Here is a 15,056-nt window from a genome sequence, read left to right on the forward strand (position 1 = left end):
CCTAAACACTGGTTTAATTCGCTCAAGATATTACTTTTTGGTTAAAAAATAACGATATGAGTGCTTATGAACGAGCGGTTCAGAACGAGTTGACCCGCTGGCAACAGGCTATGCAAAAGCCACCATCGGCTTTTGGACGGCTCTCTACATCTATTCAGCATCGTATAAACCGTATCATTCCCAATCGGATACATGCTATAATTACAGCGACTATCAAACAGATGACACGGGCGGTTCTGTTTGGTGCTGAATTCCTGAATCGGCCCCCTGTAGAGGGCCAAACACTCACCCAGCGCGATGCGGCTGTTGCGAAACGAATCGATTTCTACCGGAAAACCAGTGCGGCCGAAGGGGGTGTGACGGGAGCGGGTGGATTCTGGCTCGGCCTGGCCGATTTCCCGATTCTGCTGGCACTGAAAATGAAGATGCTCTTCGAAATCGCCAGTCTCTACGGATTTTCGGTGAGCGACTATCGGGAACGCGTTTATATTTTGTATGTCTTTCAGTTAGCCTTTTCGAGTCAGGAGCGACGGCAGATTGTGTACGAATACCTGGCCAACTGGTCTGAGCATAGCCGTCAACTTCCAGAAGACATCAACCAGTTCGACTGGTTAAGCTTTCAGCAGGAATACCGCGACTATATCGATCTGGCGAAAATGGCTCAACTGATTCCCGGTATCGGGGCTGCAGTCGGTATTGTTGTCAATTACCGGCTCATCAACCAACTGGGTCGTACAGCCATGAACGCCTACCGTATGCGCCTGCTCGCGGCCGATAAACCTGCTTTATTGTCTGAGTAATCAAATTAAAGGGGAATCTGAATCTCAACCCGAGTACCGGTTTGAGGGGCTGGTTTATCTATAACAGTTAACGTAGCTTCTTTACCCATTTGCTGATTGAAGGCTTCGAAAGTCTGTTTGGTAATGGATTCGCCCCGCGACGTATGTCCCTCTTTTTTGGCGCTGTTTTGTCGTCCGACGCCATTATCCTCAATGATGCAGAGCAAGCTATCGACCTGTTTTTTGATTTGAATCAGGAGCTTTTTTTCGCCCTTCTGAGGCATTAGCCCATGCCAGATCGCATTTTCGACAAACGGCTGAAACAGCATAGGTGGCAATAAGGTATCATGGACCGCATCATCGTCGTCGATCAGAAATTCATAGCTGAACTCATGATTGAACCGCATGGCTTCCAGCTCCACATACATCTGTAGCGTTTCAATAACTCGCTCCAACTCCATTTGCTGGTAGTTGGAGTTATCCAGGATTTTCCGAATCAGCTTGGAAAACTTCGACAGGTACCGGACACCTTCAATCGGTCGATTCGTGATAATGTAATTCTGGATGGAATTGAGTGAGTTGAAGATAAAATGCGGATTCATCTGGCTTTGAAGCGCTTTCAGTTTCCACTCGCTAAGTTGCAGGGCAACCTTGTGCTGCTCGTTCAGAAATCGGATTCTAAACTGAACAACGGCCCAGATAGCTCCAGCGGCCAATAAGGCAATCAGGATACGGAACCACCAGGTTTGCCAGAAAGGCGGCTGAATCGTAAAACTGAATCGGGCCTCCCGGACGCTTTCCACGCCGTCGGCATTAGTGGCTTTCACGAGCAGCGTGTAGGTATCGGGAGGTAAGTTGCTGAAATTAACGCTTCGCTGATTGGACAACGCTGACCAGTTGGCACCGGGGAGCCCATCGAGTTTATAGGTATAGCGAATGCCCGTTGGATCGCTCAGACTGATACCCGTAAACTGAAAATTCAGCGTGTTATGATTATAGGGCAATACCGCATTGTTGGCTAAATTCTGACTGCTATCGGGCGATTCGTGAGCATTTTGCAGGAGTTGCGCCGAAACGATATGTACAGGTGGGCTGGTGGAGTTGGTGGGTATAGCCCGGATCGCAAACCGCATCGCTCCTTTAGAAGTGCCTGCCCAGATATTGCCATTGTCGTCTTTTAACAGCGAAACAACCTGCCAGGTGTTATCTAGCACCCCGCTATTCTTGTTGAAAATTTGCGATCGATACTGGCCATTTTCTTTGGGTCGTTTCAGGTCGATTCGCATGATACCGCCAAATGAGCCTACCCAAAGCTGCCCGTCATCATCGAACAGCAAGTCGAGCACGCTATCATTTTGAAGACCCTGGCGGACAGTAATACTTTCGACCGAGACAATCGCTCCCTGGCTGTCCAGTCGAATTTTACGAATTCCTTTTCCGATCGTACCCACCCAGATAGCGCCTTCCGCATCGGTTTTGATGGATTGGATGAATACTTTTTCGGTGTTTGTTTTTTGGGAAAGATCGACCCAGGTTTTGCCATCGTAAAGCCGTAGCCCGTATGTGCCCACCCATAGTCGGCTCTGTTTGTCCTGATACAGCGCCAGAATATCATCGACGGCCATAGCCGGAGGGGGCTTAATCTTCACCCATTTGTCCTTATGGCCTCTAAATAATTCCCCTTTGTTACCGATCCAGATCGCATCGTGGATGGTATCTTCGAGGAATGCGGAGCAGAAAGCGCCTGGGGGCTTAATTTTATCGATGCGCGAGCCGGAGATTCGGTATAGACTGTCTGCATCGCACGAAATCCATAAATTACCTTTCCGGTCGAATCGGGTAAAATGAATAGGAGTACCACTGTTTTTCGTTGCCGTAAAACGGGGAAACGGTTGAACGAAAGCACCTTGACGGTAAGCGGTGAAGGGACCGTTGCTCCCGCCAAAATAAATGACGCCTTTTTTATCCTGAGCCAGTGAATAGATCTCGTCGTTCAGCAGCCCACTGGCTTTGGTAAACACATCAATAAAACGCTCCTTGCACTGAATCAGTCCTTCGGGCGACGTAAGCCAGATCGACCCTTCGGTATCTTTACACATACCCAGGCATTTGTCGCTGGGCAGGTAATTGGTCGTGTTCAGTGCGGTTACGTGATCTTTGTCGATGCAAAAAGCGCCTTGATTCGTAGCCAGCCATAAACGCTTCCTATTATCAGTGAGTATATTGAATACGCGTAAGCCGCTAGGCAAAAGGGAAGTATATAGCGGCTTAACATGTCCCGATTTGTACTCAAGGACGCCCTGTTCATACGTGCCAATCAGCACCTGATTGCCGACCTGGTTAAGGCAACGGGTTTCAACAGGAGCGCCGTTGTCATACATTATTTCAGAGAACTGACCTTTATCGAAAACATAGAGATGGTAGGTGTTGCTGACCAGCAGTTGTCCAGATGGTAATTGACAAACACTTCTGAGATGCTGAACGGGCTCTTTCCGAACAGTTTGCTGAATTAGCTTAGGCGCCGACTCCGAATTTTCGAAGTAGAGAAGTCCCTCGTCACAGGTTGCCCAGATTCGCCCGTCGCGGGTTTGCGTGATAGAATAGACCCGCTCGATAGGAGCATTCCCTACGCTGGTAATGTTGCGAAAGTGCCCCTGCTTCCAGATGCTGATGCCGTTGAAGGTGCCAATCCAGATAGCCTGATTTTTATCCTGACAGATGCTCATGGCCTGGTTGTTGACCAGACCGTCGTTGACCGTGAAGTTCTTGAACGTTGTTCCATCGAACCGACTGATACCACCGTACGTACCGACCCACAAATAGCCATCATGATCCTGAAAGGGCATGAAGCAATAGGAGGAAGGTAGCCCATCATTGGCCGAAAACTGCCGACACAGAAACGGCTGCGAAACGGCTGTTAACGAATAAAGCAGGCAGGCACAAATCAGAAATAGCCAACGACGAACTATACGACCTGTATTAGCTGATGAATCAGGCCGACAACTATCAATCATGTTTGGTTACGAGGAAGTTGGTCACGACGCCGAACTAACCTCCGGCGTCGTTATCAATCTACAATCATAACCGTCTGGGTTGACTTCTGCAAATGTATAAAGTAGAAGGTGGTTGCTTTGATGGGTTACTTTTTCGGAGATTGATAGCCAAGAAAACCAGACGTTGCCGGGTCATAGCCCAACACCTGGTTGGTAATGTCGCTGATTAATCGCAAACCAGTTGAGGCATTGGTGAAGTAAACAACGGCATCTTTGCGGCTACGGCTACCGACTACATAACATTTAAACGCTCCATTGTCGCCCCAGTGCCAGAAATACGTATCGGTGGGTGTGCGTTCCAGCCCGAAGCCGAGTCCCCAGTACAACCGGTTCGATAAGGTATCGCCCGAAAACCGGGTTGGTAATTGGGTCTGTTGACTAAGCATCTGATCGACGGTAGCAGATTTCAAACCCGTTGGCGTAAGAATAGCCTGAATGAATCTGGCGTAATCATCGGCTGATGTTTGTAGTGAGTAAGCCATATTGGCCTGATCAGGTTTATACTTTTCACCAACATTATTGCCTTCATAATGGGGCAAGGCAACGTGTGAATCGAAAGCCGATTTCCAGACAAAACCGCTATTGGTCATGCCCAGTGGTCTTAAGACGCGCTCTTCCATGAACTCGTTGATGGGTTTGCCCGTAATTTTTTCAACCACTTTTTGCAGATACACAAATCCCTCGCCCGAGTACCCAAATCGTTCGCCGGGCGTGCGAAGCATGGCAAGCTCAGCGGAACGTCGGTTTTTACGCCAGTTCGGAAAACCGCTTCGATGACTGAGCACCAGTCGGGCTGTGATGTTTTTATAACGCTCGTCAGCAGCAACATCGGGATAGGAGAGGTATTCGTACAAGGGCTTGTCTAAATCAAGCTGCCCCTTTTCGACCAGCTGCAGCACAGCATAGGCAAAGGTAGGCTTGGTGAGTGAAGCGGCTTCGAAGATTGTTTCAGCCGTTACGTTCTGGGTCGAATCGGAGCGGGTGAGCCCGTAGCCTTTGTGGTACACCAGTTTGTTCTGACGAAGGATGGCGATGGATAAACCGGGTATGCTATCCCGCTTCATTAACTGAGTAATAAACGCATCGAACTGAGCGGAATTCTGTTCGGGGTGTTTTGGTTGGGCATGGAGCAGAGTAGGAGCGAGCCAGAAAGCCAGGATAAACAGACGCCGGGAGAGTATCATAAAAAATGTCATCATCGTGAAGGCCAGAAATTTGGCTAAAGATGCAATGCGTCGAGATGGGGTTGCACCTGATTTTACTGTTTTTAAAATGCATAAGCTGCCTGCATCTGCACACTGACTTCAAAGGAACTATCATGCGTACTGGCACCCCCTAATTGCCCAAAATTATAGCTCCAGACCGGTTGAGCCGAAACCGTATACCGATCTGTCAGTTTGTAGCGCATTCCGGCGCCTAACAAGCCGAGGAAAATTGGCCGGGGTTTATCCAGTAACCGTAAATATTGCGTCGATTCGCCGGCTCGTGTTACAACCACCCGTGAGGTGATAGGTAGGTCGATTAAAAAACCAATCGAAAAATAAGGGGATAGCCGTTTCAGCGACGAATAATAATTCAACTGGATAGGAAAGCGAACAACTCGTTTATGGAATGCAACAGTCCCTTCGCCCGCTGTGGGCTGACGGTCCTGACGGATGGTCAACTGCTGAAACCAGATGCCGAAGGAGTACGACCAGCCGGGTGCGTAATCGTGAATAATCGATACCCCCGCCGAAAAACCAGATGCCCATCGGCTACCATTCAGAAAAATAGGCTCTACGATCTGCCCGTCACTTTCTGGGTAAAGATACCGGAACTGATATACCGTGCGGGAGAAAGTCGGAGAAACCGTTGCGGAAAGAGACAGCTTTTTCTGACCGAAGGCCAGTGCAATTGGAGAAATCAGAAGGGTAAGAAAAAGACACAACGTTCTGATCATAATGAAACCGCTGGGTTCGGACTGGAAAGATACACCGACAACCGATTTGACCGGTTAACTTAGCTCCAAAATTACCAATCCCACGTAGACCCATGCTCTTTTTAGCCCTTAGCATCCTGCTTTCGGTGCTGTTGTTGCTGAACTTCCGGGTATTCCCCCGCTACAACGTCGATACGTTTCAGGCTATAGTGTTCAACTACCCAGTCTGTTTTCTGACCGGGTTGCTCCTCCTGCCTGCCGGGCAATCGTTTACCATTGATTTCTCGCAAACCTGGACCTGGCTGGCCTTTGGGTTGGGGGTGGGGTTTATTCTGACGTTCATGCTCTCGGGGGCATCGACACAACGAATGGGAATTACCGCTACATCTTTGGCTAATAACCTCTCGCTGGTGGTGCCGGTCTGTTTTAGCCTATTCGTCTTTAAAACGGGCGGTAAAGTATTTGACACCCTGAATTATCTCGGGCTGTTACTGGCTGTAGTAGCTGTTGGGTTAAGCACGTATAAGTCAGAATCAGCCGCTGATGCCAGCACGAAGCGTAGCCGGTTAGGGGCCAATGTCCTGTTGCCGGTTGGGGTGTTTTTGTTTTATGGCGCTACTAATACCATGATCAATTACATGAATCTGCACTATATTCCCTCTACCGACAAAACCATTCAGGTAACGCTGACCATGGTGATTGGGGCTATCGTAGCTGGTTTGTTGATGCTGGTCATTCGACTCATTCAGGGAAAGGAACAAATTCAGTCTCGTAATCTGATCGGGGCTATAACGCTCGGCGTACCCAATTTTTTGAGCTTCTATACGCTGGTGATGGCCTTGACGGCGTTTGGTGGCAATGGGGCGTTTGTGTATCCTGTCTACAACATCGGTGTTATTCTACTGGCTGCGCTCATGGCCGCTCTCTTCTTCAAAGAGTCATTATCAACTGCCAACAAAATTGGATTGGTCTTAGCTGTGGTAGCCATTGTTCTGATTTCCTGGCAGGAACTGGCGTCGCTTTTATAGTGGCTGCCTTTCCTGATCAACGTCAATTTATAATCAATGGCGAGCTACTACCCAGTGTATTTGTCGATTTGTGCCCAATGATGCTATAAGGCCATGAAATGTGTTAAAATACAGTCAGTATTTGTTAAAAAGATATGTATATTTATAATTATACCGCTGTAAAATTGTACTATTAACTAGGAGTCTATTAATTAGCTCTTGTAGTTATGCAGGATAAGAGCTGGAGCATTGTCAAAATTGCATTCATCTCGGGCATTTGTATAGGTTAGCTATAAATCAATAGCTATTTTTTTTAATCGTAAAAGTGTCAAAAAGACACTTTTGCAAGGGCCTGGGCGTAGTATGGTATCTGGAGTGCAATTTGATTGGGTCACAACAGAAAAAAATGCAATGTTATACTATCCGGCGTTTTCTGAATACTGTGTATTTCAAACCAATTAATCCAGTTGAGGAGCAAACGCTGAGGGAGGTTTATAAGCATTATTTTCTGGTGTGGTAGCACAATCTCCCAGTGGCTGGGCGCAAAGATTATCCACTCCTATTCGATCGGAGTTAACAGCCTATGAAAGTCTTCTGGAGCGTGAACCTCTGACCGCAATTCAATCATCAACAGGCAACGCATAGATTTTTAGAATGTTATGACTCTTCAGGACCAGGCGTTATGGCAGTTATATCGGGAGGGCGATAAGCACGCATTGGGCCAATTGGCCGAACGCTATTATCGTTCGCTGAAACACTATGGGCTAAAATTTATGGTCGATGAGTTGGTGGTAGAAGATTGTATCCAGGATCTGTTTTTACAACTCTGGCAAAATCGAACCCAAATCAATCCGACGGAATCCGTCAGGCATTATCTGTTCAAGGCCTTACGACACCATATACTTTTACACTTACGGTCGCAAAAACGGGCGTTGGTGGAGGAATTGGATTGGGACTGCTCATTAGCGGAAGAAACGGATTCCGAAACCTTACTGATTCAACGGGAATCACTAACCAGTTTGACCAATACGATTCAGGAGTTATTGGCTTCGCTACCCACTCGCGAACGGGAGGCTCTTTATCTACGGTACTACGAGAATCTATCCATACCCGAAATTGCCGAGGTTATGAACGTAAACCGCCAGTCGGTATCCAATTTCTTGCAGAAAGCCATCCATAAGATTCGAAGTAGGTGGCTTTCGCCCGCGTTCCTGGCCCTCTGTGTTCTGGTGAACAAACTCTTTTTTTAGTCCCGGTGGCTGATTGACTAAGAACCTGTTTAAACTTTCGCGGCAATGGTCTAGTCTTTTTCTGTCATCCCGACCGGGACGCGTAGTCGAAGGAGGGATGACAGAAAAGACACGATTAGGGAAATTTCAGAACAACTTCATACGCAAATCGACTGCTAAACAGCGATTTGCATTTTATTTCAAAAAAATTCGCTTTAAGTAGGGTATCGTTGGCGTACTTCTCCATACTATCAATAAAAATAGTAGAAAAGTACCAATGGACCACCTACCCGAAAATCTGTCGACCGTTGAGGATTTCCTGGAAAACGACGCGTTTCGGGCGTGGATTCTGGAAAGGCGTACCGAAGACCGGATACGCTGGCAGGCCTGGCTGCTTCAGCATCCTGAAAAAAGGGATACGTATGAGCAGGCCGTAGCAACCCTGTTAGCCCTACAAGGTAAACCCGTAGCACTCTCCGACCAGCAGGTAAAGGTCAAAACGGCGGAGATCATTGATCAGATGCCCGATCCGTTTACCGTTAGCAAGCCGCTGCTGGACCGGTATTGGGGGCGTTGGTTAAGTGCTGCTGCAGTAATTGGTTTGATAGTCTGGTTTCAAGTGGGTAAGTCTGTATTCAATCCATTGACGAAATCCGACGAGCGAGCTAAACAGGTTATGGCTGATAAAGAGTGGAAGATTGTGAAGAATGTAACAGGCCAGGCGCTGGTGGTATTGCTCCCCGACAATTCATCTGTCCTGCTATCGACGAATAGTGAACTACGTTTTCGCAAACAGACCAATCATGCCCTGCGTGAGGTATATCTTCAGGGAGAAGGCTTTTTTGAAGTGGCCAAAAATCCCGCCAAACCGTTTATTGTGTATACGGCCAACCTGACTACTAAAGTGTTGGGAACTAGCTTTCAGGTGCATTCTTTTGCCAGAGAAGCGACCGCATATGTTAAAGTGAAAACCGGTAATGTAACCGTTACACCGGCCAACGCTCCCGATAAACCGATTTTACTAACCGTAAACCAGGAACTTAAACTTGGAACGACGACAAAGCAAGTGATCAAGCACGATCATTTTGTATCGAAAGAGGAACCTGGTGCCATTGTTAATCAGCAGTTTACATTCAATTATACACCTATTCCATCGGTATTTGATCAGTTGGAAGCCAGTTACCATATGCCTATCCGCTACGATCAGCAGTTATTGCGAAACTGCACATTTACTGGGCAGCTCAACGATGTACCTTTTCTCGAAAAAATCCGGCTCATCTGCCTGGCTACCGAGTCGTCTTACGAAACTGTTGACAACCAGATTCTCATCCACAGCGCTGGCTGTAATTAATTACCTGTTAACCCATAACCCATCGTATGCTTATGCACTAGATCGTCTCTCTTTCTAAACGAAAAAGCGATAGTGCTACCAACACTATCGCCCGGAATCGCCCTAAATGTGTCTTGCTCACACATTTTCCCTCTACTTAAGGGATAGCGCATTATTGTCAGTTCTTCTCAGAAACCAACACCAATTACAAACCTATGCATTCTTGTTTATTGAACCGTAATGTATGGCTCAGGATTATGAAATTTTCAAGCCTGCAACTCCTATTAGTGCTTGCCTTAGCCAATACAAGCCTGGCCCTGGATGGAAAAGCCCAGGAACTCTTAACCCGTCGCGTTAGCATCTCCGCTCAGAATGAGGATGTTGAGACAACGATCAAACGAATTGAAAAACTGGCTAACGTTCAATTTTTATTTAGCCGGGAAATCATCCAATCGAAACGGAAAATTAATTATCAGGCTAAAAACGAACGGCTTTCCCTCGTTTTGGACCATATTCTAACTCCTCTTAGTTTGAGTTACGAGGTAGTAGGACAGCAAATCGTTATAAAACGAGAAATTATCCCTACTGCCATTCCTCAGGATAAAACTTCTGGCGACATTGAACTGGAGCAACCTCAGGATCGGCAGATCACGGGTCGGGTAACGGCCGAAACTGGAGAGGGGTTACCTGGCGTAAATATTCAGATCAAGAATACGACGCGGGGAACCACGACCGACGTAAATGGTAATTACCGCCTGTCGACTCCCGACGATGCTGGTACCGTACTGGTTTTCTCATTCATCGGCTATGCGACCCAGGAAGCAACCGTAGGCACCCGGTCGGTCGTTAATATCACGATGGCTGCTGATGACAAAACGCTAACTGAAGTAGTGGTAGTTGGGTATGGTACGCAGCGCAAACGCGACATTACTGGAGCCGTCGCATCGGTGAATGAGACTACATTAAAGGAAGTTCCCGCGCCTAATATGCTCAATCAGCTAAAGGGGCGGGCAGCCGGGGTTTCTATTGTGAGTAATGGAACTACACCCGGTGCACAGCCACAAATCCGTATTCGCGGTAATCGGACGCTGACCAGCAGCACAAACCCAGGTACGGGCGATAACCTGGATGGGCCGCTGGTGGTAGTCGATGGAATACCCTATGGGGGGCTGAATGACATTAACCCGGACGACATCGTTAACCTGGAAATTCTGAAAGATGCTTCCGCTACGGCTATTTATGGATCGAGAGGTTCAGGGGGCGTTATTCTGGTAACCACCAAGCGAGGGAAAGTGGGTAAGCCTGTATTTACGTACGATGGCTATCATGGCGTAACCTCTATTATGGGTAAATACAATGTCTTCAATGGCTCCGAATACGCCCAATTTAAAGCCGATGCTACAAAATACAATCGGACGGCTTCCGGCACTACAGCCTACCCGCTTACTCAGAAGGAGCAGGATGCCCTGGCTGCTGGTGTTTCGACCGACTGGCAGGATTTGATCTACAAATCCGGTTTCATGACCAATCATCAACTTGGCATGACAGGTGGTGTCGAAAATACACAGTATTCACTCGGCTTGGGCTATTTTAATGAGACGGGGATCATTCCCGGTCAGAATTTTACCCGGGTGAACATTCGGGCTACCATCGACCAGCGCATTGGCAAGCGGATTAAGGTTGGCTTGAATACACTCAACACGCTGACCTATACCAACACACCAGGAGGTGGTGGAATTCCGGGTGGACTGGTGAGTTTGACGCCGTTGGCCTCGCCCTATAATGCGGATGGTTCCGTTAACCTGTTTCCGGCAGAAGGCTCTATTGATGCGGCCCGGATCAGCCCACTGACGATCATCACCAAGAAAGATTCGTATTTAAACACCACGCGTTCGATACGGACATTCAACAGCCTGTATGCTGAGGTGAACCTGCTGCCCGGTTTACGCTACCGATTCAATGCGGGTTTGAATTTCAGCCAGTCGAACTTCAATGGCTACAATGGGCCACTGACCTATTTTAACACCGCCACCGTTCAGTCGTCGTCCAACGCCGAAATCAGCAATACCGAATACTGGGATGTAAACCTCCAGCATTTATTGTATTTCGACAAAACGTTTGGTAAACATAAACTGGGCGCTACGGCACTCTACGAATATACCAAAAACCACTCGCTGGGTAGCCGCTTTACTATAACGGGGGTTCCGGCCGATTACATTAAAACGGGCAATTTCTCGCTGGCATCCGGTACACCGGTTGCGGCTTCGGACTTTGGTAATTCGTTTTCAGAAACCGGATTGCTTTCGTACATGGGTCGGGTAAACTATAGCTACAACGACCGCTACCTGCTGACCTTAACGTTACGCCGGGATGGATCGTCGACGCTTTCGCCCGCCAATCGGTACTTTAACTACCCGGCCATTGGGGCAGGATGGAATATCATTGAGGAACCCTTTATGAAAAGTGTTCCAACGATTTCAAATCTGAAACTACGGGGAAGTTGGGGTTTGTCGGGTAACCGAAACGTAGGAGCCTACTCTACACTGGGAGCCTTGTCGGCCGGTTATTACAATTTCGGAACGGGCACGGCTGGTCAGCAGTTGGCGTATACCGTTACCAGCCTTCCGGCTACCAATTTAGGCTGGCAGTCTACGGAGCAGATTGATATTGGTCTTGACTTTGGTGTGCTGAATAACCGCATTACGGGGTCGATTGATTACTATCATCAGAAAACGAAGGACATTCTGTTGTCGGTACCCCTACCCGCTAGTAATGGGGCCGGGTCGACCCTCAAAAACCTGGGCAGAACCGAAGGGAAAGGTCTGGAAACTTCGCTGACAGTCGACATCTTCCGAAATCCTAAAGGCTTTAACTGGAGCGTAGATGCCGTTTATTATTTCAACCGCGAAAAAATCACCCAGCTCACCACCCCAACCGAGCTGTCAAACGTGGGCGCAGGTTGGTTTGTTGGGCAGCCCCTGTCGGTCATTTACGATTACAAGAAGATCGGTATCTGGCAAACCTCCGATAAAGAAAATGGAACGCTGGCCAAACAAACCTCTCCGGTTCAATTCCCCGGCCAGATTCGGGTTGAGGATGTCAATGGCGACGGTAAGATTGACCCCTCCGACCGTCAGATTCTGGGTAACTTCCAGCCCAAGTTTGAAGCAGGTCTGACCAACCGGTTCAACTACAAAAACTTCGATCTGTCTATTGTTACGTTTGCCCGCATGGGGATGAAAGTAGTTGTGCCGTACCTGACGGGTAATTCGGGCGGTGGCGGTGGATTTGCCTTCTTCAACCAAGCGCGTTCCAATCAGGTGAAAGTTGATTACTGGACCGAAACCAATCCGACCAATGCCTTCCCGGCTCCTGATGCGGGGAGTGCGGTTTCCTACTTTGCCTCGACGCTGGGTTATTACGACGGTTCATTCATCAAAGTCAGAAGTATTAACCTGGGCTACACCGTTTCGGGGCAGTTTCTTAGAAAAGTGGGCATGAACTCAGCCCGGCTGTATCTGAACGTCACCAATCCACTTATTCTGTATTCGCCGTTGGTTCGCGATAAACTGACTGTTGATCCAGAAGGGAATGGGTATGCTAGCTCTACCGTAAGCGCTCAGAATGCAGATACAGCAACGCAGCAGCGTCAGATTGCCATAAACCTCAACAATCCGCCCGTTCGGCAATTCACGTTCGGTGTCAATCTTAAATTCTAACTGTCGACATTCTATGAAAGCAATAAAAATTGGATTCATCGTTAGCCTTACCGCTCTGATGAGCACTGGCTGCGAAAAGATATTGGAGGAGAATCCACAGTCACAAATCGTTCCGTCTTATTTCAATAGCGCTGCCGGGGTGCTGGGAGGTATTGCTGGGGTATACAATGACATTCGATCTCAGTGGGGTACGGAAGGATTCACCGTTGAAATGCAGGCTGGCACCGACGAGTTTTTGCAGGGAGCTAGCTCAGGTGGTGGCGTTGCCTACACCTATAATGGCATCAACGGGAGTAACTTTGGTGCAGCCTGGGGCGTTGCCTTCCAGGATATTAATACCTTAAATGGCGTGCTCCAATACGGGAAGACGATTGATGTGGCCGAGGCTACCCGCAAACAATACCTGGCCCAGGCCAAATTTCTACGGGGCTTCTGGTACTTCTATCTGGTGCAGACATGGGGTGATGTTCCACTCCACACGGAATTTATTACCGTTCCTTCGCAGGCTGCATCGCGCCAGCCGGTGGCCGACGTCTATAAGCTGATCATCCAGGATTTGACGGAAGCCGCTGCCGATTTGCCCAATACACCAACCGCTCCGTTTCTGGGGAAAGCGGCTACCAAACCGGTAGCTCAGTTGCTGCTGGCAAAAGCATACCTAACGCGTGGCTGGCTCAACAACACAGTGGCTGATTTTTCGCAGGCTGCTGCCATTTGTGCAGACATCATTGCCAATAAATCGACGTACGGCCTTGATTTATGGCAGGACTATGGTGATGCGTTCGTACCGGCCAATGATTATGGGAAAGAAACCATGTTTGTCAGCGACCACGTGCTCGACCCCAAATATGGCTACTATACCGTTGGTGGAGCGGCCAGTGGCGGGGCGGCCCAAAACCTGAGCCCCTGGTTTACAAACTGGAATTATCCGAATAATAGCGGAATCAACTCCTTCAAAAGTGCCACAGGCGGATACGTTAATAGTGGTACGTCGCTGATGACTCGGGATTCACAGTATGGGCGTCCTTATGTACGGATGCGCCCGAACAGCTACAAATGGACTACAGGTGCAAACGCCGGTAAGAATTACTTTCTGGATCAGGCGTTTACGAACCGAACAAATGATTCCCGATTCCTGAATTCGTTCTATACGGTTTATATTGCCAATATCTCGGTTACAAACAGTGCTACAGCAGCCAATAACAAACGAGGTATTAGCTATACGACGGTAGCAGGGGCGGATACCGCTGTTTGGATCCCCGACTTTGAAGTTGAAGGGGCACCACAATTTATTGGTACGCGCCCATTTAAGGGCCTTGTTGTACCCCCCAGCATGTGGGACAATGGCATTTTTCCGGCCCTGAAGAAATTCATGGACCCCAGCCGGGGTGCTAACTTCAACGACCCATCGACCCGCCCCTGTGTACTATATCGTTTTTCGGATGTGTACTTGACGGGTGCCGAAGCTTATCTGAAAGCTGGCGATGCGGCTAAAGCGGCTTCTCTGATCAATGTTGTCCGGCAACGGGCCGCTTACCGAAAAACGAACACGGCTGCTCAGAACGCTGCGGCTGCGACAGCCATGACTATCACAGCCGACGACGTAACCGTCGACTTTATTCTGGATGAGCGCAGTCGCGAATTCTTCGGCGAATGGCAGCGGTGGCACGATCTGGTTCGTACGCGCTCGCTGGTACGCCGTGTGAAAGCCTGGAACCCGGAAGCGGCTCCCTACATTCAGGATTTCCATATGCTACGGCCTATCCCGCAAACGCAAATTGACCGTGTAGTAGATGGTCCTAAGTTCCCGCAAAATCCGGGGTACTAATCAAACTTGCTGAATTCGTTAAACGAAGTAAGAGGACTAAAGATTTTTAGCCTCTTACTTCGTTTTTCTTGTTTTTAGTGTATACTAAACCAGTAGTGCTAGCTAGTTCCATATAGAATACACTCGGACTAAATCCAATTGGGGATTAATGTGCCGTGTCATTAACAAATTGATGGCTCACACACTGGCGATC

At 48.4% G+C, this 15,056-nt stretch carries 9 protein-coding genes; 6 read left to right on the forward strand and 3 right to left on the reverse strand.

The window, feature by feature from the left end; translation table 11 throughout:
- The first annotated feature begins 56 nt into the window (after positions 1 to 56).
- Positions 57 to 800, forward strand: coding sequence for an EcsC family protein (locus tag ACYVFD_RS26005; RefSeq protein ID WP_461093434.1), 744 nt, complete (start codon positions 57 to 59; stop codon positions 798 to 800).
- Positions 801 to 805: 5 nt separating this feature from the next.
- Here ACYVFD_RS26005 and ACYVFD_RS26010 read toward each other — a convergent pair whose 3' ends face one another.
- The 3 genes from ACYVFD_RS26010 to ACYVFD_RS26020 form a co-directional block, all read right to left on the reverse strand.
- On the reverse strand, positions 806 to 3,793 hold the full coding sequence (locus ACYVFD_RS26010; RefSeq protein WP_461093435.1) for a two-component regulator propeller domain-containing protein: 2,988 nt from the start codon (positions 3,791 to 3,793) through the stop codon (positions 806 to 808).
- Positions 3,794 to 3,918: 125 nt separating this feature from the next.
- Positions 3,919 to 5,016: a serine hydrolase domain-containing protein gene (locus ACYVFD_RS26015; RefSeq protein WP_461093436.1), complete on the reverse strand. Its 1,098-nt coding sequence runs from the start codon at positions 5,014 to 5,016 to the stop codon at positions 3,919 to 3,921.
- A gap of 83 nt (positions 5,017 to 5,099) precedes the next feature.
- On the reverse strand, positions 5,100 to 5,771 hold the full coding sequence (locus ACYVFD_RS26020) for a PorT family protein (RefSeq protein WP_461093437.1): 672 nt from the start codon (positions 5,769 to 5,771) through the stop codon (positions 5,100 to 5,102).
- 92 nt (positions 5,772 to 5,863) lie between these two features.
- On the opposite strand from ACYVFD_RS26020, the gene ACYVFD_RS26025 reads away from it, so the two are divergent.
- From ACYVFD_RS26025 to ACYVFD_RS26045, 5 genes are all read left to right on the forward strand, one after another.
- On the forward strand, positions 5,864 to 6,778 hold the full coding sequence (locus ACYVFD_RS26025; protein WP_461093438.1) for an EamA/RhaT family transporter: 915 nt from the start codon (positions 5,864 to 5,866) through the stop codon (positions 6,776 to 6,778).
- 638 nt (positions 6,779 to 7,416) lie between these two features.
- Complete coding sequence (locus ACYVFD_RS26030) at positions 7,417 to 8,007, forward strand: RNA polymerase sigma factor (RefSeq protein ID WP_461093439.1); 591 nt, start codon at positions 7,417 to 7,419, stop codon at positions 8,005 to 8,007.
- Between the two features lie 256 nt (positions 8,008 to 8,263).
- Positions 8,264 to 9,337, forward strand: a complete 1,074-nt coding sequence (locus ACYVFD_RS26035; RefSeq protein ID WP_461093440.1) for a FecR family protein — start codon at positions 8,264 to 8,266, stop codon at positions 9,335 to 9,337.
- Between the two features lie 236 nt (positions 9,338 to 9,573).
- On the forward strand, positions 9,574 to 13,035 hold the full coding sequence (locus ACYVFD_RS26040) for a TonB-dependent receptor (protein WP_461093441.1): 3,462 nt from the start codon (positions 9,574 to 9,576) through the stop codon (positions 13,033 to 13,035).
- Between the two features lie 13 nt (positions 13,036 to 13,048).
- Positions 13,049 to 14,863, forward strand: coding sequence for a RagB/SusD family nutrient uptake outer membrane protein (locus tag ACYVFD_RS26045; protein ID WP_461093442.1), 1,815 nt, complete (start codon positions 13,049 to 13,051; stop codon positions 14,861 to 14,863).
- The last annotated feature ends 193 nt before the right edge of the window (positions 14,864 to 15,056 follow it).

The sequence above is a fragment of the Spirosoma gilvum genome, assembly GCF_054776815.1.